This is a genomic window from Acidovorax sp. (assembly GCF_046314175.1).
Lineage (GTDB): Bacteria > Pseudomonadota > Gammaproteobacteria > Burkholderiales > Burkholderiaceae_C > Acidovorax.
This window is the reverse complement of the sequence record NZ_JBKBXG010000087.1, coordinates 1-21,908: the sequence shown is the minus strand read 5'-3', so window position 1 is coordinate 21,908 and position 21,908 is coordinate 1. Positions and strand designations below refer to the sequence as shown.

The following is a 21,908-nucleotide window of genomic DNA, read 5'->3' as shown; positions in this document are numbered from 1 at the left end:
CCATCACCGGCTGGTTCACCGAAGACTTCACCCTGGCCGAGCTCAAAACCCTGCGCGCCCGCGAGCGCATCCCTGCGCAGCGCCCGGCCAACGTGGCCTACAACGGCCAGTTCGAGGTGCCTACGCTGCAGGAGGTGATCGACCTGGCCAGGGCGGCCACGGCCAAGACCGGTCGCACCATTGGCATCTACCCCGAGACCAAACATCCCACTTACTTCCAGTCCATCGGCCTGCCGCTGGAGGCGCCGCTGCTGGCCGTGCTGGAGAAGAACGGCTGGAACCACAAGGACGCCCCCGTGTTCGTGCAGTCGTTCGAGGTGGCCAACCTGCAGGCCATCCGCAAGCTCAGCAGCGTACGCCTGGTGCAGCTGGTGGCGCCCTCGGGCCGGCCGTATGACTTTGTAGCTCAGGGCGCGGCCAACACGCGCGCTTATGCCGACCTCATCACGCCCGAGGGCCTCAAGCAGGTGGCCACCTATGCCAATGCCATCGGCCCCTTCAAGACCCTGGTGGTGTCGGTCAAGGACGGCATTCCCGGCGAGCCCACGACGCTGGTGGCGCGCGCCCGCGCCGAAGGCCTGGCCGTGCACATCTGGACGCTACGGCCTGAAAACGTCTTCTTGCCCGCAGGCCTGAAGAAAGCACCGACCACCGATGGCACCGTGCGCGGCGACAGCGTGGGTGAGATCACGGCCTATCTGCGCGCAGGCATCGATGGCTTCTTCACCGATGACCCCGCCGTGGGCCGCGCTGCCGTTCAAGCATTCACGGCGACGAAGTGACGGGTGCCGGGCGCGGCTTGCCCGGCGCGGCGCGTGCGCCCTGGCGTTGCCCCAGTTGCCGCGCCTTTTCCACCCACTGCGCCAGCCGCTCGGTGCTGGCGCTGCGCACCGGGCCAAAGCTGTGCACGCGTACCGGCCGGATGCCGCAGAACTCCAGGATGGCCTTCTTCATCTGGTGGTGCCCTGGCATGCGTGTCACCCAGCGGAAGTACCAGGGCGGCGAGTCCATGGTCACCAGCAGCTCGGCCGAGCGGCCTGCCAGCAGCTTGTCCCACAGTGATGAGCCTTTGCGGTACTTGAAGGCATAGCCGGGCAGCAGCACGCGGTCGATAAAACCCTTGAGGAGCGCGGGCATGGCGCCCCACCAGATGGGGTAGACCCAGACCAGGTGGTGCGCCCAGGTAATGTCGGCCTGCGCGGCCAGCAAGTCAGGTTCCAGCGGCTGGACGGCGCCGTAGCCTTGAAACAGCGGGTTGAACGCCAGCTGCCCCACGTCCAGAAACCGCACCTGTGCCCCTGCTTGTTGCGCGCCGTCGGCATACGCGCGTGCCATGCCAGCGCACAGGCTGTCGGCGGCGGGGTGGCCCAGGATGACCAAAATGTTTTGCTGCTCTGTCACAGATGCTCCCTCACGGTGGTGTTGATGGCGCCATCGTCACCTTGCCCCACGGGGCAGAGTCAAGCGGTCAGATCAAGTCGGGGCGAATCTCGCGGCGCCCCCTGCGGTAGCTGCACCAAATTGCGCGGGATTGTGTGCGGGGGGAGCCACCGTCAGCGCGGAAGGCGTGGCGCAGGCTTCGGGTGCCACGGGCACGGCCAGCGTGTCGCAGGTGTGCAGTTCAGCTTCAAGCCCCGCCAGAGCTTCGTCCAATGCAGCAAGTCGCGCCAGCTCCTGCGCCACGGCCGCCCGCCGCCCGGCCACCAGCTGGGCCATGCGTTCCCAGCCAGCGGCCGTGTCGATGTGGGGCAGGTCGTTCAGTTCCGACAGCCGAAAGCCCAGCGCCTGGGCCCGGCGGATCAGCAACACGCGGGCCACATCGGCCTCGCCATACTGGCGGTAGATGCCCGCGCGCGCTACCGTGCCCAGCAGGCCACGGGCTTCGTACAGCCGGATGGCCTTGGGCGTGGTGCCCGTGCGTTGGGCGAGTTCTCCGATGCGCATGGGCGGGTCCTGGTGAATGGAGTGATACTATAAAAATAGTAGCTGCAAGCGCTTATGGATAAAGCGCTAGAGGCCAATTTGACTCATATTCTGCTCTGGCTGAGCCTTCGGCGGGCCTCGGCCCCGACGCTGCACGATAAGCTGCGGCGCTCTGATTCACCTTCTGCCCCTACCGACATGCCCCAGTTTGCCGCCAACCTGAGCCTGATGTACACCGAGCTGCCGTTTCTGGACCGCTTTGCCGCTGCGGCGCACGACCGGTTCACTGCGGTGGAGTTTCAGTTTCCGTACGCCTTCGAGCCCGCCGACATCGACGCGCGGCTTACGGACAACGGCCTGCAGCTGGTGCTGTTCAACGCGCCACCCAGCGGCACCGACCGCGCCAGCTGGGCCAGCGCAGAGGGGCGGCCCGAGCGCGGCATGGCCGCGCAGCCGGGGCGTGAGGCCGAGTTCCGCGCCGGGGTGCACGAGGCGCTGCGTTATGCCCAGGTGCTGGGCTGCCCGAGCATCCATGTGCTGTCGGGCGTGGTGCCGCCGGGCGTGGAGCGCGAATCGCTCAAGGACCTGTGCGCCAGCAACCTGGGCTGGGCCGCTGCCGAGGCTGCCCGCGTGGGGCGCGACATCCTCATCGAGCCCATCAACCTGCGCGACATGCCGCGCTACTTTCTGAACCGGCAGGACCACGCGCACGAACTGCTCGATGCGGTGCAGGCCCCCAACCTCAAGGTGCAGATGGACCTGTACCACTGCCAGATCGTGGAGGGCGACGTGGCCACCAAGCTGCAGCGCTACCTGCCCACCGGCCGCGTGGCGCACATCCAGATCGCGGGTGTGCCTGGGCGTCAAGAACCCGACCGGGGCGAGCTGAACTACCCGTTTCTGTTCGACACCATCGACGCGCTGGGCTACACCGGCTGGGTGGGCTGCGAGTACAAGCCTGCGGCGGGCACCACAGCGGGGCTGGGCTGGCGTGACAAGGCTTTGGCGGTGCGCAGGTGATTTGCTAGAAGGTTTTGGAGGGCTGTTCCAGTACGCGCGAATGCGTAAGGGAATGCGTGAATAAATGTAACAAGCCTCTGGCCGTAGAGTGAAGTAGAGCGTTCTCACGCATTCGAGACACTTTTCTTAGACCGGCTCAGCCGGCTTTTGCATCTACTCCAGGAGACATTCCGCATGGCCGCTTCCACCGCCAACAACCGTTCCGTCGCGCGCCAGGTCACGCTCACTGCCATTGCGTTGGTGGCGCTGGTACTGGTGCTGGTGGGGCTGGCCATTGCCGTGCTGACTGAGCGCAGCACCCGCGCGCAGGTCACTGCCAGCGTGGGCGATACGGCGCAAAGCGTGGCCCAGTCGCTGGACGCGGCCGACAACACCAACCGCGAGCTGGTGCAGCTCACCATGCGCGGCTTTCAGCGCCACTTTGAAGCCACCTTGCAGCTCGATGAAGCCTCGGGCGAGCTGCGCAGCTACGGCGCGCTGGTGAACGAAGACTACGGCTCGGTCGACAGGTTCGCCAGCGAAACCGGCGGCATCGCCACCGTGTTTGTCAAAAAGGGCGACGACTTTGTGCGCGTGACCACTTCGGTCAAAAACGAACAGGGCGAGCGCCAGCAGGGCACCCCGCTGGGCAAAGACGACCCGGCCTACGCCACCGTGGCCAAGGGCGAGCCCTATACCGGCGTCACCGTGGTGGGCGGCAAACCCTACATGGGGTATTACCTGCCGGCCAAAGACGCGTCGGGCAAGGTGGTTGCACTGCTGTTCATCGGCAACGACATCAGCGTGTTCCAAACGATGCTGCAAAAGCAGGTGGCACAGACCCAATTTTTTGAGCGCGGCGGCACGTATGTGATCAACCCCGGCACGTCGCTGGACAAGGCCGTGTTTGTGTACCACCCCACCGCGCGTGGCAAGCGCGTGCTGGAGGCCTACCCCGAGGCCCGCCCGTTTTTTGAAGCCCTGGCCGCATCGCCCGACGGCTTTGTGCGCGAGGCCGCGCCCGTGCTGGGCGCCGGTGCCGAAGACCCCTGGGCCCTGGTGCGCAAGACCAGCGGCGGCTGGTGGGTGGTGGCCGAGGTGCCCGACGGCGAGGCCATGGCCAGCCAGCGGCGCGTGACGATGGCCGTGTGGGGCCTGATGGCCGTGGCGGTGGTGCTGCTGGCCATCGGCCTGTTCCTGATGCTGCGCCGGGGCATAAGCCGCCCGCTGCAGGACCTGACCCAGGCCATCACCCTGGTGGCGCAGGGCGACCTGACCGAAGCATTCCGCACCACCCGGCGCGACGAGATTGGCGCGCTGGTGCAGGAGGTCGAGGGCATGCGCCAGCGCTATACGCAGATGCTGCAGCAGGTGCGCACGGCGGTAGACAGCATCACCACCGCCAGCGCCGAGATCGCCAGCGGCAACCAGGACCTGTCGGCCCGCACCGAGGCCACGGCCAGCAGCCTGGCGCAGACCGCACAGAGCATGGAGCACCTCACCTCCACCGTGCGCCTGTCGGCCGACGCAGCGCGCCAGGCCAACCAGTTGGCCAGCACCGCCGCTGCGGTGGCCGCACGCGGCGGCCAGGTGGTGGGCGAGGTGGTCACCACCATGGGCGACATCAACCAAAGCTCGCGCAAGATCGCCGACATCATCGGCGTGATCGACTCCATTGCCTTCCAGACCAACATCCTGGCGCTTAACGCCGCGGTGGAGGCTGCTCGTGCAGGTGAACAGGGCCGGGGCTTTGCCGTGGTGGCCAGCGAGGTGCGGTCGCTGGCCGGACGCAGTGCCGAAGCCGCGCGCGAGATCAAGGCGCTCATCGGCGCGTCGGTGGAACGGGTGGAGTCCGGTGCGCGCCTGGTGCAGAACGCGGGCACCACCATGGAAGAGATCGTGGGCTCGGTCAAACGCGTGGGCGACATCATTGGCGAGATCACGGCGGCATCCAATGAGCAATCTGACGGCATTGGCCAGGTCAACACCGCCGTCAACCAGCTTGACCAGATGACGCAGCAGAACGCGGCGCTGGTGGAGGAATCGGCTGCTGCAGCCCAGAGCCTGCGCGAACAGGCCACGCGCCTGGCCGGTGCGGTGCAGGTGTTCAAGTTGTCGCCCGGTGACGGGAGTGGCGAAGGGAGTGGCGGCGGGCAGATGGACGTGGCCGCACTGGTCGCCCCTGGCAGCCGCGCCCGGGTGCTTGCGCAGCTGCACTAGAGCACCGCTCCCGGTCGACGGACCGCAGTGGCGGCGGACATGCAGAGGTTTGCGGCACCAGGGCGTTGGTTTATGCTGGCCTGACAGCCCCTCAACCCCTTTCCCCTCAAGTAATCATGGTTGCCCACGTCCCCACCATGCTGGCAATGATCATTGTCAGCTCACTCATGATGGCGGCCTCCATGGCCGTGGTGGGCTGGGGACGGCGGCGCGATGGCTTGGGACACTGGGCAGCGGCGCTGCTCGTCAACGCGGTCGGGCACTTGCTGCTGATGTTGCGGGATCAGGTGCCTGATGTGCTATCCATCGTATTGGGCAACCTCCTGTTGTCCAGCGTATTTGTGGGGCTGATCGCCGCCATCTACCAGTTTCAGGGCCGTCCCATCGCGTGGCTGTTGTTGCTGGCGCCCTCGGCGCTGGTCACGGGCTTTGTCATTGTGTTCATCGACAACTTCTCCGCGCGGGTGGGGTTTGTGGGGCTTGTCATCGGGCTTCAGGCGCTGTGGGCGCTGGCCACGGCGCTGGAGCGCCGTCACGCCACCGTGGGGCGCGGGCTGTGGCTGCTGGTGGCGGGGCTTGGGCTGGAGGCGGTGGTGCTGATCGGCCGTGCGGCGCTGGCCGTGAGCGTGAAAGGCGCAGAGTCCACCATTTTGCAAAGCAGTGGCCTGCAGACACTGACGTTCGTGGCTACCTTTTTTGTGGTGCTGGTCAGCTCCATGGGGTTCGTGTTCATGTCCCGCGACCGGGCCGATGAGAACAACCGCGTGATGGCGGCACTCGACCCGCTCACCGGTGTGGCCAACCGCCGCTCGCTGATTTCCGCGCTGGACCGCGACGTGGCGCGCGCCGTGCGCACCCGCGAATCCATCGCGCTGATGATGGTGGACATCGACCATTTCAAGCACGTCAACGATGAATACGGCCACCCCGTGGGCGACCAGGTGCTGTGCAGCGTGGTCAACGTGCTGCGACAGCGCGTGCGCGCCCAGGATCTGGTGGGCCGCTACGGGGGTGAAGAGTTCATGGTGGTGCTGCCCGACACCGGGCTGTCCGGCGCCGAGCAACTGGCCCGCGAGCTGTGCAAGGCGGTCGAGGTATCGCGCTGCAGGGTAGACGGCACGGAAGGCGACGGCATCGCCGTCACCGTGAGTATTGGTGTCTTTGGCGGGCGCCTGGAGTCGGGCGACAACTGGGACATGCTGATTGCCGCCGCCGACCGCGCCCTGTACCAGGCCAAAGAAAACGGCCGCAACCGGGTCGAGGTGGCCACGGTGCTGCGCCGCCCCAGCGCGCACGCAGGGGCCGGCGCCAATCCCGAGACCCAGCCAGCGTCTTCCTATTGATTCGTGGCGCGCGGGCGGGTGTTGTGTTGGAATGCTGGTTTTGATTCCACCGCTTCCAGGAGAGCCGCCATGAACGCCCGTGTCCCCCCCCAAGTCCTGCAACCCGCACTGGCCCTGGAACGGGTGAGCCAGGCGTGGGACAGCGACATCGTTCGCCAGCTCACCGACTACATCGCCATTCCCGCCAAATCTCCCATGTTCGCTGCCGACTGGGCCGAGCTGGGCCTGCTGGACACCGTGGTGCGCAACGCCGCCGCGTGGGTTGAGGCGCAAAAGGTAGAAGGCCTGAAGCTCGAGATCGTGCGCCTGGAAGGCCGCACCCCCGTGCTGTTTTTCGAGATCGACTCCACCCAGCCCGGCGCCACCGACACCGTGCTGATGTACGGCCATCTGGACAAGCAACCCGAGTTCTCCGGCTGGCGCAACGACCTGGGCCCCTGGACCCCCAAATACGAAGACGGCAAGCTGTACGGCCGAGGCGGCGCCGATGACGGCTACGCGGTGTACGCCAGCATCGCCGCCGTGCAGGAACTGAAGCGCCAGAACGTGCCCCACCCGCGCATCGTGGGCCTGATCGAAACCTGCGAGGAAAGCGGCTCGCGCGACCTGCTGCCCTACATCGATGCCCTGAAGCCCCGCATGGGCAACGTGGCGCTGGTGGTGTGCCTGGATTCCGGCGCGGGCAACTACGACCAGCTGTGGCTCACCACCAGCCTGCGCGGCATGGCCAGCGGCACGCTCAAGGTGGAGATCCTCACCGAAGGCATTCACTCCGGCGACGCTTCGGGCCTGGTGCCCTCGTCGTTTCGCATCATGCGGCAGGTGCTGGACCGGCTGGAAGACAGCGCCACCGGCCGCCTGCTGCCCGCCAGCTTTCACTGCGAAGTGCCCGCCGACCGCGTGGCACAGGCCCGCGCCACGGCCGCCATCCTGGGCGAAGAGGTGTACAAGCGCTTCCCCTGGGCGCACTACGACTGCGGTGGCTCCACCACCTTTGCTCTGCCCACCACCACCGACCCGCTGCAGGCGCTGCTCAAGCGCACCTGGGAGCCGACGCTGAGCGTGACCGGTGCCGAGGGCTTCCCCGCCCTGCAAGACGCAGGCAACGTGCTGCGCCCCTACACCGCGTTCAAGCTCAGCCTGCGCCTGCCCCCGCTGGTCGATGCGGCAGAAGCCGTGCAACAGCTCAAGTCGCTGCTCGAAGACAACGCGCCCTACCAGGCCAAGGTCACCTTCCAGGGCGGCGGCGGTGCCACCGGCTGGAACGCCCCGGCCACCACGCCGTGGTTTGAAAATGCCCTCAACGAAGCCTCGCAGGCGCATTTCGGCGCGCCCTGCGGCTACATCGGACAGGGCGGCACCATTCCGCTCATGAACATGCTTAGCGAAGGCTTCCCCACCGCGCAGATGATGGTGTGCGGTGTGCTGGGCCCCAAGAGCAACGCACACGGCCCCAACGAGTTCTTGCATGTGCCGTATGCCAAGCGCCTCACGGCCTCGGTAGCGCACGTGATCGCGGCCATGGCGCAGCAGGCGGCGGCGCCTGCCGAGGTGGTCTGATTCCGCAGACTTTTCGGTTTATTCCTTCTTCCTTTTGAGCGGGCCCTGACAACGATGCACAAACGTGTTTTTCTGCAGGCCTGCGCGGCCACCACGCTGGCTGCGGCGGTACACCCTCTCGTCCATGCCCAGGCGACTGCGGCAACTGCAGCGGCAGCGGGTGCCTCGGCTCCACCTGGCCCGCGCCACACGCTGTCGGGCACCAGCAGCGAGGGCAAGCCCGTTGCGCTGACGGACTTTGCGGGCAAGGTGTGCCTGGTGAGCTTCTTCACCGCAGGCTGCGCGCTGTGCACCAACGAGCTGCGGCTGATGCGCGAGTTCTATACCAACAACCGCCAGCGCGACTTTGTGCTGCTGGGTGTGAACATGGACGAGAAGAGTACGGACTTCATGCAGTACATCGAACTGCTCAAAGTATCCGTGCCTGCCGAGCAGCGCTTTCCGATTGCCTGGCGCAACGCCGCCGGACACCAGGACAGTTTTGGCGCCATCACCCGCCGCCCCACGCATTTCGTGCTCAACCGCCAGCACCAGCAGGTGCTGCGCCGTGAGGGCAACTTCCAGCCCACCGACTGGGACGACCTCTGGGCCTCGATCGCCTGATGCACGGGCTCTGCCCGTCTGTGTTCCGCGTTCCAGCGCCTTCCTGCGCTGCTTTGCACTGCCCGCCGCTTTTGTCTGTCCTTCATGATTTCTGACGACCTCGCTCCCTCGACCCTCACCACCTTTACTGCCAGCGACGGCGAGAACCTGGCCGTGCAGGACTGGCCCCTGCCCGACGGTGAGCCCCAGCGCGGCACCGTGCTGCTGGTGCATGGCCTGGGCGAGCATGTGGGCCGGTACGACGCGGTGGCGCGCCGTCTCAACGACTGGGGGTTTTCCGTGCGCGGCTACGACCAGTACGGTCATGGTGAATCGGCCGGGCCCCGTGGCGGGCTCACGTCGGACCTGCGGCTGCTCGATGACCTGGCCGACCTGGTGGACGCCACGCGCGCGCGCATTCCTGCAGGCCACCCGCTGGTGCTGCTGGGCCACAGCATGGGCGGCCTGGTAGCGTCGCGTTTTGTGTCGTTGAAGATGCGGCCCGTGGATGCGTTGGTGCTGTCCTCCCCCGCGCTCGATGCGGGTTTGGGCGCCGTGCAAAAGCTGCTGCTGGCCACCTTGCCGCGCATTGCGCCCAACCTGCGCGTGAGCAACGGGCTTGATGCGCAGTACCTCTCGCACAACCCCGCCGTGATCGCTGCCTACCTGGCCGACCCGCTGTGCCACGACCGCATCAGCGCCCGCCTGGCCCGTTTCATCGCCGACGGCGGCCCCGCCACCGTGGCCCGCGCCGCGCACTGGAGCGTGCCCACCCTGCTGATGTGGGCGGGCAGCGACAGGCTGGTCCACCCCACAGGCAGCAGTGCCTTTGCGGCTGCTGCGCCCAAGGCGGTGGTGCATTCCCACTGCTTCGAGCCGCTGTACCACGAGCTGTTCAACGAAAGCCCCGAGCTGGCGGCGCCAGTGTTCAATCTGCTGCAGCAATGGCTGGTGCGGCGCTGCCCCGTAGTGGGGTAGGCGCAGCCACCAAATTTCAAGCCAAATTGGCCTCTAGCGCTTGTCTGTCAAGCGCTAGTAGCTATCATTTTTTAAGCAAACCACCCAGCATTCCGAACAGGTCGTTCGATGTGCCAAACCCGCCCTGGGGCGCCTCGCCGCGCGGGCTGAGCTGGTCGATCAGGCCCGGCAGCACCTGGGCCAGTTGGCCCGCCGCGGCGCCAGGGCCTACGCCCAGTTGCGACGCGATTTGCGACAGCGGGCCGCTGCCCAACACATTGGACAGCTGCTCGCCCGAGATCGCCTGGTTGGGCCCCGTGCTGAGCCACGACGAAATCACATTGCCCAGGCCCGCCTGCTGAAACTTGGCCATTAGGCCCGGCAGGCCACCGACCGGGCCGTCGTTGCTGATGAGGGACATCACCGCTTGCACCAGCTGCGGGTTCTGCGCGGCCATGCTGATCAGGCCGCCCAGGCCGCCCAGGCCGCCCCCGGCCCCACCTGCGGCAGCGGCGCCGCTGCCGCCTTGCGACGCGTTGTTGATGACGGCACCCAAAACGGAATCAAGCAAACCCATGGTGTTCTCCTGCAGAAGGAATCAATAACAGCCGCACAGCGACTGGGCAATCACGCATGGTACGCAGGGTGGAGGTGGCCGCTGTGTCAACAATCGTGAATTCTTCTACTGCAGAGCCTTTCGCAATAGGCGGGGGACGCGAGTGTTGGGGCCGTGGCGGGGCGTTGCCGCCTCGTTGTCAGAGGCCGGTTGCAACGCGCTTGCGCTGCCAACCCAGCCACGCCAGCGCCAGCCCCGTCACCACAATCGGCACCAGCGAGCCTGCGTTCAGCAGCGTCCAGCCCTGTGTGGTGACCAGCACGCCCGATGAAAACGCGCTCAGCGCCAGCGTGGCGTACACGCAGAAGTTGATGGCCGCCTGGGCGCGGTCTTTCTCCTCGGGGCGGTAGGCCGTCATGGCCAGCGCGGTGCCGCCGGTGAACAGAAAATTCCAGCCCACGCCTAGCAGAAACAAGGCGATGCCGAAGTGGTGCAGCTCAATCCCTGACAGCGCCACGGCCACGCAGGCGAAGTTGAGCACCACGCCCACGCCCATCACCGGCAGCACGCCAAACCGCTTGATCAGGTGGCCGGTGAAAAAGCCGGGCGCAAACATGCCGATGACGTGCCACTCCAGCACCAGCGCAGACGCATCAAAATCAAAGCCACACACCTGCATGGCCAGCGGCGTGGCGGCCATCAGCAGGTTCATCACGCCGTAGCCCAGGGCTGCGCCCAGGATGGCGACCACCATGGTGGGCTGGCGCAGCAGCTCGGCCAGCGGGCGGCCCCGGGCGGGTTGCCCGGCGGCGTTTAGCACCACGGGCTGCGCCTCAAAGCGGATGGCGGCCATGCACACCATGGCCAGCAGCGCCACACCCATCAGCGCTATGTAGGCGCCCGCAAACGGCACGGGGAACAGCGTGCGTGTGGCGCTGGCCAAGTTGGGGCCTGCCACCGCGCCCAGCAGGCCACCGGCCAGCACCAGCGACATGGCCTTTTCGCGGTAGTCCGGCGCGGCCAGCTCGGCGGCCGCAAAGCGGTACAGCCCGCCGTTGGCGCTGTAGTAGCCCGCCACCAGCGTGGCGGTGCACAGCAGCCAGAAGTTGGCGCTGAACGCGGCCCAGGCGCACAGCGCGGCCGACGCCACAGCCACGGCCAGCCCGATCTGGAACGACACCTTGCGCCCCCAGCGCATCTGCGTTTTGGCCACCAGCGGTGTGGACAGCGCCCCGCCCACCACATAGCCCATCACCGGCAGCGTGGCCATCCAGCCAAAGGGCGCCAGCTGCAGCCCCACCAGGCCGTTAATGGCGATGAAGACGACGTTGTTGGTCAGAAACAGGCCTTGGCACAGGGCCAGCAACCACAGGTTTTTGTTCATGAAAGGCGACGGCTGTGCAAGGTAAGGAACTCCGGGTCGTAGACGCTGGCCTTTGCGGCCAGCGCTCAGGGGACTAGCCCAGCAAGCCCTTGGGGATCTTGTCGGCCTTTTTCTCCACCGGGTTGGCCAGAAGCCATTGGGCGGCGTACTGGCGCATGAACTCCTTGGCCTTCTCGGGCCGCGCGGTCAGCCACGCGTCGTAGGCGCCTTCGTTCAGGATGGCGGGCATGCTTTTTTCGCTGCCGGGCTGGCCGTAGCGGTGCAGCAGCGCGTGGTTGTTGGCGTTCACGTTCAGCAGGCAGTAGCTGATGATGACTTCGCCATCGGCCCCTTGCCAGCGCGCCCACAAGCCTGCGACGCCCATGGGCTTGCCGTCCACGCGGGCGACGCGGGTGGGCACGGCCTTGCCGCTGCGCAGGTCGTCTTCATAGAACGCGTTCATGGGCACGATGCAGCGCTGGCCGTTCAGCCACGCGTCGCGGAACGCGGTGCCGGTAGAGGCCGTGTCGGACTTGGCGTTGACCAGCTTGGTCGCGCGCAGCTTCGCGTCTGACGCGGACTTGACCCAGTGCGGCACCAGGCCCCACTGGGCGGACACCAGCACGCGGTCGGTGTTGATGGCGGGCACCTCTGTCGACTCTTGTGGAGGTGCGTCAGTCGGAACATCAATGGCGACATCGGCAGCCGCCTTGGCAACAGGCTGGGCGATGGCCGCTGCCGTGGCGGCATGGACGATGAAGAAGCCTGGTTTGCGTGGCCACAGGTGGCGTTCGCCCAGCGCCTCGGGGGGCGCCACCGCGAACGATTCGCTGTAGGCATCGGCGGTGGGCAGGGTTTCGTAATGGGTGCTCATGCGGCGATGGTAACTGTGTCGCCGATGGATTTGAAGCAAAAATGGGCTCTAGCGCTTATTGGATAAGCGCTAGTAGCTATAAATATTGAAGTGATCGATGCAGGGCTGCCAGCGACAGTAGCTGCCATGGGCCATTCATCCCATGGCAAAACGCTGCTGCTTTCGACATACTGTGCGCCACCCACCGACTTGGAGCAAAGGCACGCCATGCAGCACAACGTTTCCCGTTTCATCGTTCACGCCGCGGGCGCCGCTGTGCTGCTGGCCGCGGCAGGCGGGGCCCATGCCCAGCCGCAGAAGCTGCGCCCCGGTCTGTGGGAGCACACGGTGGCCATGAAAAGCCAGAGCGGCCAGATGGAGGCCGCCATGGCGCAGATGCAAAAGTCGCTGGCCAGCATGACGCCCGAGCAGCGCAAGCAGATGGAGCAGATGATGGCCCAGCAGGGCGTGAGCATCGGCCCCAAAGGCAACACGGTGAAGATGTGCATCACCGCCGAGCAGGCCGACCTGGACAACATCCCGCCGCAAGAGGGCTGCACCCAGAACGTCAAGCGCACAGGCCCCAACACGGTGGCCATGACCTTCAGTTGCAAAGGTAGCCAGGGCGAGCCGCCCACCTCGGGCGAGGGCACCATGACCTTCAGCGGCCCCACGGCCTACACGGGCAACTTCAAGGTCAAGACCACCCACAGTGGCAAGCCCGAGCAGATCGACATGGCGCAGACGGGCAAGTGGCTGTCTGCCGACTGCGGAGCGATCAAGCCCGTGCGCTAGTCCCGCTGTGGACTGCCGACGGGCGGTGACCTGAGGGCGCCACCACCACGCGGTTGCGGCCCAGGGCCTTGGCGGTGTACAGCGCCTGGTCCGCGCGCTCCAGGGTGTGCTCCACGGTGTCGCCCGGCAGGTGCAGCGCCAGGCCCATCGACACGGTCATGTGCAGCGTGCCCGTGGCGTGGGGGATGGCCATCGCAGCCACGGCGCGGCGGATGCGTTCGAGCAGCTCGCGGGCGTCTTCGGGTGGGGTGTCCGACAGCATCAGCACAAACTCCTCACCGCCCCAGCGGGCCAGCACGTCGGTGTCGCGCACGGAGTCCCGCACCGTGCTGGCAAACGCCTGCAGCGCGCGGTCGCCCGTCGCGTGGCCGTGGGTGTCGTTGACGGGCTTGAAATGGTCAATGTCCAGCTGGGCCAGCAGCATGGGGCGGCCGCTGCGCACGCTGCGCCGGTGTTCCAGGCCCATCAGGTCTTGCATGGCGCGGCGGTTGATCAACCCGGTCAACTCGTCGCGTGACGCCAGTTCGCGATTGACCCGCAGCGCCTCGGCCAACGCCACACGCTGCTCGTGCAGCCGCACGCGGATGCGATGGATGCGCAGGTTCAGCGCCACGCAGCCGCTCAGCACGATGAGCACCATCAGCGCATAGGCGGTGTCCAGGTATCCGAGCGGGCTGGCACTGAAGCGTGAGGTGACGCCGATGGCGCAGGCAAAGGCCAGCAGCGCAAACGCGCCAATGCCGATCACCTGGGCCATGGTGAGTGCAAAGGTGCCAAAAAAGAGAATCATCGCCAGCACGCTCGGGATCAGGCCCCGCGCGTCGCCCGCCAGCACATAGGCCACGGCACCGCTGGTGATGGTCCAGACCATCTGGGGAATGGTGAGCGAGGGATCGCGCAGGCGGGCCGTTTCTCCGGACCGGATGTAAGCCGTCATCACCACCAGCCCGCCCACCGACATGGCGGCCCACCACTGCACGGCGGTGGCGTTGACGGCGCTGCTGGAATGGGCCACCAGCAACATCACGCCCGCGCTGCTGGTCATCAGCACCAACGCCAGCAGGGCCATGCTCACCAGCGTGCGCCGCTTGGGGTCGGTGGAGAGGATGACGTCCCTCAGGCGTTGCCAGCGGGAGGATGTGCGCAAGATAGAGACTCCTGCCAGTTCGATCGGCCGCGGGGTGCGCGGGGGGCCAGCGGGTCGGTGGCTACCGGCCGGTCGGGCATTTTACGGCGAGGTAACAGCGCGCGTACAGCCCTGCGGGTCGCCCCCAGAGCAGTTCATTGGGAACGCGGTGTCAGAGGGTGAGCGCAGCTAGGGCCGCCAGCGGGGCGGTTTCGGCCCGCAGCACGCGCGGGCCCAGAGTGACCGGTGCAAAGCTGTGCTGCACGGCCAGGTCTTCTTCTGCGCTGCTCAGGCCGCCTTCCGGGCCAGACAGGAACAGCACCGGCGCCTGGCCGCCCTCCATGCCCGCAGCGGTGCGCAGGGGTGACGTGCCGGGTCGCAATGACAGCAGCAGGCGTTGGGCCATCCCCGCGGCCGATGCAGAGCCGGGCGCAGCGTTGGCGCGGACCCATGCGGCCAGGTCGATGGCGTCGTGCACGACCGGTACGCGGTTGCGCCCGCATTGCTCGCAGGCCGCCACGGCCACGGCTTGCCAGTGGGCGATCTTCTTGTCGGCGCGGTCGCCCTTGAGCTTGAGCACGCTGCGCTCGGCCACCAGGGGAGTGATGCTGGCCACGCCCAGCTCGGTGGCTTTTTCGACCAGCCAGTCCATGCGGTCGTTGGCGGTGATGCCCGCCAGCAGGTGCACGGCGCGGGTGGCCTCGCGGTCGATGGCGTGGTGGGCGCCCACCCGCACCTGCACATCGCTGCGGCCCATGCGCAGCACGGTGGCGTCAAACTCTCCGCCGGCCTCGCCCGCACCCTGCCCGCCGTGGAACAGGGTGATGGAGTCGCCCGGCTGCAGGCGCAGCACCTGCACATGCCGCGCGGCGCCGGGGGGCAGGTCCAGCTCGATGCCCGTGGCCAGAGGGGTGGGGCAGTGAAAACGGGGCATGTGCTACCTAATTTATAGCTGCTAGCGCTTTATGGATAAGCGGTAGAGGCCAATTTGACTCAATATTTGGGCGGGTTGTGCCTGCGCGGTGGCGAGGTTGCACACCCCCACCATGGCATCCACTACATCCGGCCGTACGCAAAGCCCGTCACAGGCTCGGTGCCCTCGATCTGGTCGAGCATCTTGAGCAGCGGGCCCAGCTGCCGATAGCGGTCCGTTGTCGTGCGGATGTAGTGCATGAAGCGCGGTGCATCGGCCAGGTACTTGGGCTTGCCGTCGCGCAGCGTCAGCCGTGCAAAGATGCCCGCAACCTTCAGGTGGCGCTGCAGGCCCATCCATTCCACGCTGCGGTAGAACTCGCCGAAGTCATTGCCCCAGCCGCTGGCACTGGTCGCGCCCAGCAGGCCGGACTTGCGGGCCTTTTCCCAGTAACGCACGGTAATGTCGATGACAAACTCTTCTTCCCAGCTGATGAACGCGTCGCGCAGCAGGCTGGCAATGTCGTAGGTGATGGGGCCGTAGACGGCGTCCTGGAAGTCCAGTACGCCCAGCGGCGCGCCTTGCTCCACGGGGGCCATGAGATTTCTGGTCATGAAGTCGCGGTGCACATAGACCTGGGGTGCGGCCAGGTTGTGCGCCACGATGGCATCAAAGGCGCTGTTCAGCGTGGCCTGCTGCGTGTCGTCCAGCGTCACGCCGCGGTGTTGTGCCAGGTACCAGTCCGGGAACAGCGCCAGTTCGCGGCGCAGCAGCGCCTCGTCGTACACCGGCAGCACGCCGGGCTGGGACGCCTTTTGCCAGTCCAGCAGCACATCGGTGGCCTGCTGGTACCAGGCGTAGGCGTCCTGGGGCTTGTCGGGGTTGAGCAGATCGATCAGCGTCTGGTGTCCCAGGTCGCTCAGCAGCATGAAGCCGCCGGGTTCATCAAACGCCAGGATCTGCGGCACATTCAGCCCGGCACCGGCCATCAGCCCCTGCACCTGTACAAACGGCTTGCAGTTCTCCTTGTCGGGCGGCGCATCCATCACGATGCGGCTGCCGCCTGCGGCGCTGTCCATGCGCAGGTAGCGCCGAAAGCTCGCATCGGCCGACGCCGGGCGCAGCGTGGCGGGCAGCAACTGGTGCTGCGCCACCAGGGGCGCCAGCCAGGCCTCAAAGGCCGTCTGGCGGGCCGCGTCGGGCCAGGTCACCAGCGAAGAAGGGGGGCTTGCCACGGCCGCGCCGGATGGCGGGCTGGAGGGGGATGGGGGGAAAGGGTGGCTCATGGATAATCCGATTTTACAAACCCGCTCCCAGCGCGCTGTTCCTTGGTGACAGGCGACGCCCGGCGCGGGTCCTTTCATCTGCCCCAGCCCCCATCGCCCCACGTGCCACGCTGCAAGACCCCCTCCGTGCAGACCCCCTCCCCCCGGACCCGGCCCGCCACGGCGAACGCTGTGCGGCTGCGTCCTCCGGTGCCCGGTGCGCTGGCCTATGCCGTGGCCCTGGCCTGGTGCGGGTTCCCCCTTGCCGCCACGGCGCAGTCGGCGGCGCCCAGTGGCTGGGACGCGCCCCCGGCGCTGCGCAGCTCGCCCCTGCTGCAGGAAAAAATCCCGGAAGACGTACGCTCACAGCTGCCCATCTTTGTCACCGGCGACCGGGTGGAGGGCCAGACCGACCTGAACGCCGTCATCGAGGGTAATGCCGAGCTGCGCCGCGGCGACACCGTGATCCGCGCCGACCGCCTGGACTACAACGTGCCCGAAGACCTGGCCAAGGCCCAGGGCAAGGTGCGCATCAACCGGGCCGGCAATGTGTACGAAGGCACCGCGCTGGAGCTGCGCGTGGAGGCGTTCGAAGGCTTTTTCAGCGACGCGCGCTACCAATTTTTGGCCAACCAGGCACACGGCGAGGCCACGCGCGTGGACTTTATCGACAAGGACCGGGCCGTGGTGCACAACGCCACCTACACCACCTGCGAACGCGGCAACGAAGCCAGCTGGCAGCCGGACTGGGTGCTGCGCGCCAGCACCATCCGCATCGACAATGAAGAAGAGGTGGGCACGGCGGAGAACGCGGTGCTGGAGTTCAAGGGCTTGCCCATCCTGCCCATTCCGTACATCACCTTCCCGCTGTCGGACAAGCGCAAGTCCGGTCTGCTGCCGCCCACCATCGGGCTGGACAGCCGCGATGGCGTGGCGTACATGCAGCCCTATTACTGGAACATTGCGCCCAACCGGGACGCCACGCTGCGCGCTGCGCTGATGACCAAACGCGGTGCCAACCTGGGCGGCGAGTTCCGCTACCTGGAACCCACCTACAAGGGCGAGTTCAGCGGCGACGTGATGCCCGACGACCGGCTGCGCGACCGCCTGCGCTGGGGCTACAGCGCCAAACACGAAGGCAGCTTCAACACCCCCATGGGCGGCTTGGGCCTGAACATCAACGTCAACCGCGTGAGCGATGACAACTACTGGCGCGACTTTGGCCGTGCCTCCGAGGTATTGCGCCAGCGCCTGCTGCCGGGCGATGCCACGCTGTCGTGGGCCCGCAATGACGTGTCGGCGTCGGTGCGCACCCTCAAGTGGCAAACCCTGCAAGATGTGAACTCGCCCATCGTGCCGCCGTACGACCGCATGCCCCAGCTGCAATGGCGCTACGCGCCGTCCGAGCTGGGCGGCGGGTTTGATGCGAGCGTGGTACTGGACAGCACACGCTTTCAGGCTGCGCGCGCGCTGACGGGCCAGCCCAACGCCAACCGCAGCTTTGCCATGGCGCAGATCAGTCGGCCGTTTCTGGCGCCGGGGGGCTTTGTCACGCCGCGCCTGCAGCTGCACGCCACGCAGTACCAGTTTGATTCCGCGCTGTCCAACGGCGACCGCTCGGCCGCCCGCACCCTGCCCACCTTCAGCCTGGACAGCGGCCTGGTGTTTGAGCGCGACGCCGCCTACTTTGGCCGCGCGTTTTTGCAGACGCTGGAGCCGCGCGCCTTCTACACCTACACGCCCTACCGCGACCAGAGCCGCCTGCCCGTGTACGACACGGCGGCCAATGACTTCAACTTTGCCACCATCTACACCGAGAACGCGTTTGGCGGCAACGACCGGCTGGCCGACAACAACCTGCTCACCCTGGGCGTGACCACCCGCCTGCTGGACCCAAACACGGGTGCAGAAGCGGCGCGCTTTGGGATTGCGCAGCGCCTGCGCTTTTCGGACCAGAAGGTCACCCTGCCGGGCGGTACGCCCGCCAACGAGCGCCTGTCCGACCTGCTGTTGGGCGCGGGCATCACCTGGACGCCGCAGTGGGGCTTTGACTCCACGGTGCAGTACAACCCCAAGACCGGCCGCTCCATCCGCTCCACCATCGGCGCGCGGTACAGCCCCGGCAACTACCGCACCGTGAGCGCTGCCTACCGCCTGCAGCGCGGCACCAGCGAGCAGATCGACATCGGCTGGCAGTGGCCGCTGAACGACCTGTGGGGCGACAAGGGCCAGGAACTGGGCAAGGGCCGTGGCCAGGGCACGGGCCGCTGGTACAGCGTCGGGCGCCTTAACTACAGCCTGCAAGACCGCAAGCTGGTGGACACCGTGGTGGGCCTGGAGTACGACAGCTGCTGCTGGATTGGCCGCGTGGTGCTGGAGCGCCTGCAAAGCAGCGTGACCACGTCCAACACCCGGTTGCTGTTCCAGATCGAATTCGTGGGCTTCTCGCGCCTGAGCCTGGGCTCCAGCCCCCTTGAAACCTTCAAGCAAAATGTGCCGCGTTACCAGTACCTGCGCGAGCAGGTCAGCACGCCCAGCCGTTTTAGCAACTATGACTAACGCTCTTTGACCAACGCCCTATGACCAACGCACTCCATCACCGTGTCATTGCCCTGGCCATCGCCACAGTGGCAGCTATGGCGTCGCAGGGCGCCGCCGCACAAGGGTTGCGCCCCTCCGGCGCGGCCACGGGCAGCGGGTTGTCGTCACCCCGCCCGGCTGCAGCGCCCTCCATCACCTTGCCCGCGCCGGGCGCCGCCACCAGCAGCGCGCCACGGCAGGCGGACTTCATCGTGGCAGTGGCCAACTCTGAGCCCATCACCAACAACGAAGTGCGTTCGCGCCTGGCGCGTGCCGAGGCCCAGCTGGCGCAGCAAGGGGGGGCCATGCCGCCGCGCGACTTGCTGGCCCGTGAAGTGCTGGAGCGCCTCATCCTGGAGCGCGTGCAGCTTCAGCAAGCGCGCGAGTCCGGCATCAAGGTCGATGACTTCGCGGTATCGCAGGCCGAGCAGGGCGTGGCGCAGCAAAACAGCATGACGGTGGACGAGCTGTACCGCCGCCTGGCGCGCGACGGCATGAGCCGTGAGCGCTTTCGCGAAGAGCTGCGCAACCAGCTGCTGCAGCAAAAGCTGCGCGAGCGCGAGGTGGAGGCGCGCGTGAAGGTGACGGACCTGGATGTGGACCAGTACCTGCGCGAACAGCAGCAGGGCAATGACGTGTCGAACATGGAAATCAATCTCGGCCACGTGCTGGTGCTGGTGCCCGAGAACGCAACGCCCGCGCAGGTGGTCGAGCGCCAGGCCCGCGCCCAGCAAGCGGCCGACAAGGTGCGTGCGGGTGAGGACTTTGCGGCAGTGGCTCGCGAGTTTTCCGATGCGCAGGAAGGCCAGCGTGCCGGTGGTTTGCTGGGCATGCGCCCTGCCGACCGGTATCCAGAGCTGTTCGTCAATTCCACCCAGGGGCTGCCGGTGGGCGGCATCGTGGGACCGTTGCGCTCGCCGGCCGGGTTCCACGTGCTGAAGGTCGTCGAGCGGGTCACCGCCGGTGTGCCCACCACCGTGGTGCAAAGCCATGCCCGCCACATCCTCTTGCGCACCGGCCCGCAGCTGACGGAAACCGCCGCCGCAGCGCGCCTGGCCGACTACCGCCGTCGCGTGCTGGCAGGCCAGGCCGACTTTGCCGCGCTGGCCCGCGAGCATTCGCAGGACGGCAGCTCCAAGGAGGGCGGCGATCTGGGCTGGGCCAACCCCGGCCGCTATGTGCCCGAGTTCGAGCAGGCCATGAACGCCCTCAAGCCCGGCGACATCAGCGAACCACTGGTGTCGCGCTTTGGTGTGCACCTGATTCAGCTGCTGGAGCGTCGGGAGGCCAAGCTCACCCAGCGCGAACAACGTGACATGGCGCGCAGCACCGTGCGCGAGAAAAAGCTGGACGAGGCCTACGCCACCTGGGCGCAGGAGCTGCGTGGCCGCGCGTATGTCGAGTATCGCGACCCACCGCAGTAACAGATCGATGAACCGACCGATGAACAGACAGCAGGTACAGCCGCGTTGAAACACATCCCCCGCAAGCGCTTCGGCCAGCATTTCCTGTCCGACAAGGGCATCATCGAAGACATCGTCCAGGCCATTGGCCCACAGCCGGGCCAGCCCATGGTCGAGATCGGGCCGGGTCTTGCTGCGCTGACGCAGCCTCTGGTGGAGCGCCTGGGGCGCCTCACGGTCATTGAGCTGGACCGCGACCTGGCGCTGCGCCTGCGGCTGCACGGCCAGCTCGATGTGATCGAGTCCGACGTGCTCAAGGTGGACTTCACCGCATTGGCGCAGACGATGCGCGACAAAGCCGCGTTGCCCGACCTGCGGCTGCGCGTGGTGGGCAACCTGCCCTACAACATCTCCACACCCATCCTGTTCCATCTGCTCGACCATGTGCAGGTCATCGAAGACCAGCACTTCATGCTGCAAAAGGAAGTGATCGACCGCATGGTGGCCAAGCCCGCCACCAGCGACTACGGCCGCCTGTCCGTGATGCTGCAGTGGCGCTACGCCATGGAAAACGTGCTGTTCGTGCCGCCCGAGAGCTTTGACCCGCCTCCCCGTGTGGACAGCGCCGTGGTGCGCATGGTGCCGCGCGCACAGCCCGCACCGGTGTCGCTGCCCTTGCTCGAAGAGCTGGTGCAGGTGGCTTTCAGCCAGCGCCGCAAGCTGCTGCGCCACACCCTGGGCCGCTGGCTCGAAGCCCGCCAGTTTGCTGGCCACTTCGACACCCAACGCCGCGCCGAAGAAGTGCCCGTCGCCGAGTTTGTGGCTCTGGCGCAGGAGTGCTCATAAATCAATAGCTGCTTGCGCTTGATGGACAAGCGCTAGAGCCTGATTTGACTGTAATTTTCAGCAACTGAAGCAGTCCAAGCCAGGGATGCCACGCAAGGACCTCCCGGCAGCGAGGGATCGTCCCCCTTCCCGAATTGCGCAGCGATTCGAGAGAAGGGGCAAGGCGCAAAGCGCCTCAGGGGGATGTACCGAATTCAGGCCGCGTTGAGCCAGTAACTGGCGTTGAATGGGCTGCTCATGCGCAGCGCCATGGGGGACACGTCAACCAACTTGTCCGTCGGCATCTTCTCGACGGGTTCCCCGCCGATGTCGATGCCGAGAGTGCCCTTGGTGTCCGTAGCCTCATTCGCCCGTTCTGCTTGGCTGGTGGATGCAGAACGGGCTACAGAAAAGAATAGAAACACCGGAACGGTATCTTGCGGTCACCCCAGTAGTCGGCGGCGTCGCGGAAGATATCGAGCAGCTGTTCACGCGCTTCCTTGTCGAACTTGCCCGTGGCGGGAATCTGCTCCAGCACCACGATGAAACCAGGCTGCGGGCCCGATTTATGCAAGGGATCCGTCATGCAGTCGTACAACGCATCAAAGTTCTTGCCGAAGTGCGACGGGAAGGTGAATTGCCCGG

Annotated in this window: 21 protein-coding genes and 1 pseudogene; 12 read left to right on the top strand and 10 right to left on the bottom strand. The window is 66.7% G+C overall.

Annotated elements, in window-relative coordinates:
* Window positions 1–782: glycerophosphodiester phosphodiesterase family protein (locus tag ACK4OE_RS20440; protein ID WP_409887528.1), on the top strand; the 782-nt coding region annotated here is incomplete at its 5' end.
* Here the strand turns inward: ACK4OE_RS20440 and ACK4OE_RS20435 are convergent.
* Both ACK4OE_RS20435 and ACK4OE_RS20430 read right to left on the bottom strand, forming a co-directional pair.
* On the bottom strand, window positions 766–1,401 hold the full coding sequence (locus ACK4OE_RS20435; RefSeq protein WP_409887526.1) for an NAD(P)H-dependent oxidoreductase: 636 nt from the start codon (window positions 1,399–1,401) through the stop codon (window positions 766–768). The two genes, ACK4OE_RS20440 and ACK4OE_RS20435, sit on opposite strands and share 17 nt — an antisense overlap.
* Before the next feature lie 72 nt (window positions 1,402–1,473).
* Complete coding sequence (locus tag ACK4OE_RS20430; RefSeq protein WP_409887524.1) at window positions 1,474–1,944, bottom strand: MerR family transcriptional regulator; 471 nt, start codon at window positions 1,942–1,944, stop codon at window positions 1,474–1,476.
* Between the two features lie 177 nt (window positions 1,945–2,121).
* Between ACK4OE_RS20430 and otnI the strand changes: the two genes are divergently transcribed.
* From otnI to ACK4OE_RS20395, 7 genes and pseudogenes are all read left to right on the top strand, one after another.
* The gene (gene otnI, locus ACK4OE_RS20425) at window positions 2,122–2,943 is read left to right on the top strand and encodes a 2-oxo-tetronate isomerase (protein WP_409887522.1); all 822 of its coding nucleotides are present in this window, start codon (window positions 2,122–2,124) and stop codon (window positions 2,941–2,943) included.
* Between the two features lie 174 nt (window positions 2,944–3,117).
* Window positions 3,118–5,142: a methyl-accepting chemotaxis protein gene (locus ACK4OE_RS20420; RefSeq protein ID WP_409887520.1), complete on the top strand. Its 2,025-nt coding sequence runs from the start codon at window positions 3,118–3,120 to the stop codon at window positions 5,140–5,142.
* Between the two features lie 116 nt (window positions 5,143–5,258).
* Window positions 5,259–6,485: a diguanylate cyclase gene (locus ACK4OE_RS20415; protein WP_409887518.1), complete on the top strand. Its 1,227-nt coding sequence runs from the start codon at window positions 5,259–5,261 to the stop codon at window positions 6,483–6,485.
* A gap of 69 nt (window positions 6,486–6,554) precedes the next feature.
* A complete protein-coding gene (locus ACK4OE_RS20410; protein WP_409887516.1) occupies window positions 6,555–8,045 on the top strand; it encodes a M20 family metallopeptidase in 1,491 nt (496 codons plus the stop codon).
* A 54-nt stretch (window positions 8,046–8,099) separates the two neighbouring features.
* Entirely contained in the window at window positions 8,100–8,648 is a 549-nt protein-coding gene (locus ACK4OE_RS20405) for a TlpA family protein disulfide reductase (RefSeq protein ID WP_409887514.1), read from the top strand.
* Between the two features lie 84 nt (window positions 8,649–8,732).
* A complete protein-coding gene (locus tag ACK4OE_RS20400; RefSeq protein WP_409887512.1) occupies window positions 8,733–9,605 on the top strand; it encodes a lysophospholipase in 873 nt (290 codons plus the stop codon).
* Window positions 9,572–9,658, top strand: a pseudogene (locus ACK4OE_RS20395) (hypothetical protein); the annotation flags it as partial. The gene ACK4OE_RS20400 and the pseudogene ACK4OE_RS20395, both read left to right, overlap by 34 nt.
* An 11-nt stretch (window positions 9,659–9,669) precedes the next feature.
* On the opposite strand, the gene ACK4OE_RS20390 reads toward ACK4OE_RS20395, so the two are convergent.
* The 3 genes from ACK4OE_RS20390 to ACK4OE_RS20380 form a co-directional block, all read right to left on the bottom strand.
* Window positions 9,670–10,161: a YidB family protein gene (locus tag ACK4OE_RS20390; protein WP_409887510.1), complete on the bottom strand. Its 492-nt coding sequence runs from the start codon at window positions 10,159–10,161 to the stop codon at window positions 9,670–9,672.
* Between the two features lie 178 nt (window positions 10,162–10,339).
* A complete protein-coding gene (locus ACK4OE_RS20385; protein WP_409887509.1) occupies window positions 10,340–11,524 on the bottom strand; it encodes an MFS transporter in 1,185 nt (394 codons plus the stop codon).
* Between the two features lie 73 nt (window positions 11,525–11,597).
* Window positions 11,598–12,377 (bottom strand): SOS response-associated peptidase, encoded by a 780-nt coding sequence (locus tag ACK4OE_RS20380; RefSeq protein WP_409887507.1) that lies wholly within the window; start codon window positions 12,375–12,377, stop codon window positions 11,598–11,600.
* A gap of 207 nt (window positions 12,378–12,584) precedes the next feature.
* On the opposite strand from ACK4OE_RS20380, the gene ACK4OE_RS20375 reads away from it, so the two are divergent.
* A complete protein-coding gene (locus tag ACK4OE_RS20375; protein ID WP_409887505.1) occupies window positions 12,585–13,151 on the top strand; it encodes a DUF3617 domain-containing protein in 567 nt (188 codons plus the stop codon).
* Here the strand turns inward: ACK4OE_RS20375 and ACK4OE_RS20370 are convergent.
* From ACK4OE_RS20370 to ACK4OE_RS20360, 3 genes are all read right to left on the bottom strand, one after another.
* The gene (locus tag ACK4OE_RS20370) at window positions 13,135–14,298 is read right to left on the bottom strand and encodes a diguanylate cyclase (protein ID WP_409887503.1); all 1,164 of its coding nucleotides are present in this window, start codon (window positions 14,296–14,298) and stop codon (window positions 13,135–13,137) included. The genes ACK4OE_RS20375 and ACK4OE_RS20370 overlap by 17 nt on opposite strands.
* 151 nt (window positions 14,299–14,449) lie before the next feature.
* Window positions 14,450–15,211, bottom strand: a complete 762-nt coding sequence (locus ACK4OE_RS20365; RefSeq protein WP_409887501.1) for a 16S rRNA (uracil(1498)-N(3))-methyltransferase — start codon at window positions 15,209–15,211, stop codon at window positions 14,450–14,452.
* A 122-nt stretch (window positions 15,212–15,333) separates the two neighbouring features.
* Entirely contained in the window at window positions 15,334–16,476 is a 1,143-nt protein-coding gene (locus tag ACK4OE_RS20360; RefSeq protein ID WP_409887499.1) for an aminoglycoside phosphotransferase family protein, read from the bottom strand.
* Between the two features lie 126 nt (window positions 16,477–16,602).
* Here ACK4OE_RS20360 and ACK4OE_RS20355 point away from each other — a divergent pair, with 126 nt between their 5' ends.
* From ACK4OE_RS20355 to rsmA, 3 genes are read left to right on the top strand one after another with little or no spacing between them, the layout of a single operon-like run.
* Window positions 16,603–19,014 (top strand): LPS-assembly protein LptD, encoded by a 2,412-nt coding sequence (locus ACK4OE_RS20355; RefSeq protein WP_409887497.1) that lies wholly within the window; start codon window positions 16,603–16,605, stop codon window positions 19,012–19,014.
* Window positions 19,015–19,034: 20 nt separating this feature from the next.
* The gene (locus tag ACK4OE_RS20350; RefSeq protein ID WP_409887495.1) at window positions 19,035–20,459 is read left to right on the top strand and encodes a peptidylprolyl isomerase; all 1,425 of its coding nucleotides are present in this window, start codon (window positions 19,035–19,037) and stop codon (window positions 20,457–20,459) included.
* Between the two features lie 45 nt (window positions 20,460–20,504).
* The gene (gene rsmA / locus ACK4OE_RS20345) at window positions 20,505–21,284 is read left to right on the top strand and encodes a 16S rRNA (adenine(1518)-N(6)/adenine(1519)-N(6))-dimethyltransferase RsmA (RefSeq protein ID WP_409887493.1); all 780 of its coding nucleotides are present in this window, start codon (window positions 20,505–20,507) and stop codon (window positions 21,282–21,284) included.
* Between the two features lie 194 nt (window positions 21,285–21,478).
* Here the strand turns inward: rsmA and ACK4OE_RS20340 are convergent, their stop codons facing one another.
* Together ACK4OE_RS20340 and ACK4OE_RS20335 are read right to left on the bottom strand one after the other, a co-directional pair.
* Window positions 21,479–21,688, bottom strand: a complete 210-nt coding sequence (locus ACK4OE_RS20340; RefSeq protein ID WP_409887491.1) for a hypothetical protein — start codon at window positions 21,686–21,688, stop codon at window positions 21,479–21,481.
* A partial coding sequence (locus ACK4OE_RS20335; RefSeq protein WP_409887489.1) for a barstar family protein occupies window positions 21,667–21,908 on the bottom strand: 242 nt, incomplete at its 5' end. The genes ACK4OE_RS20340 and ACK4OE_RS20335, both read right to left, overlap by 22 nt.

What these genes read in the sequence shown, in the direction of transcription:
- ACK4OE_RS20430 (WP_409887524.1), bottom strand. Translation starts at nt 1,944, where the DNA reads ATGCGCATCGGAGAACTCGCCCAACGCACGGGCACCACGCCCAAGGCC.
- otnI (WP_409887522.1), top strand. Translation starts at nt 2,122, where the DNA reads ATGCCCCAGTTTGCCGCCAACCTGAGCCTGATGTACACCGAGCTGCCG.
- ACK4OE_RS20420 (WP_409887520.1), top strand. Translation starts at nt 3,118, where the DNA reads ATGGCCGCTTCCACCGCCAACAACCGTTCCGTCGCGCGCCAGGTCACG.
- ACK4OE_RS20415 (WP_409887518.1), top strand. Translation starts at nt 5,259, where the DNA reads ATGGTTGCCCACGTCCCCACCATGCTGGCAATGATCATTGTCAGCTCA.
- ACK4OE_RS20410 (WP_409887516.1), top strand. Translation starts at nt 6,555, where the DNA reads ATGAACGCCCGTGTCCCCCCCCAAGTCCTGCAACCCGCACTGGCCCTG.
- ACK4OE_RS20405 (WP_409887514.1), top strand. Translation starts at nt 8,100, where the DNA reads ATGCACAAACGTGTTTTTCTGCAGGCCTGCGCGGCCACCACGCTGGCT.
- ACK4OE_RS20400 (WP_409887512.1), top strand. Translation starts at nt 8,733, where the DNA reads ATGATTTCTGACGACCTCGCTCCCTCGACCCTCACCACCTTTACTGCC.
- ACK4OE_RS20390 (WP_409887510.1), bottom strand. Translation starts at nt 10,161, where the DNA reads ATGGGTTTGCTTGATTCCGTTTTGGGTGCCGTCATCAACAACGCGTCG.
- ACK4OE_RS20385 (WP_409887509.1), bottom strand. Translation starts at nt 11,524, where the DNA reads ATGAACAAAAACCTGTGGTTGCTGGCCCTGTGCCAAGGCCTGTTTCTG.
- ACK4OE_RS20380 (WP_409887507.1), bottom strand. Translation starts at nt 12,377, where the DNA reads ATGAGCACCCATTACGAAACCCTGCCCACCGCCGATGCCTACAGCGAA.
- ACK4OE_RS20375 (WP_409887505.1), top strand. Translation starts at nt 12,585, where the DNA reads ATGCAGCACAACGTTTCCCGTTTCATCGTTCACGCCGCGGGCGCCGCT.
- ACK4OE_RS20365 (WP_409887501.1), bottom strand. Translation starts at nt 15,211, where the DNA reads ATGCCCCGTTTTCACTGCCCCACCCCTCTGGCCACGGGCATCGAGCTG.
- ACK4OE_RS20360 (WP_409887499.1), bottom strand. Translation starts at nt 16,476, where the DNA reads ATGAGCCACCCTTTCCCCCCATCCCCCTCCAGCCCGCCATCCGGCGCG.
- ACK4OE_RS20350 (WP_409887495.1), top strand. Translation starts at nt 19,035, where the DNA reads ATGACCAACGCACTCCATCACCGTGTCATTGCCCTGGCCATCGCCACA.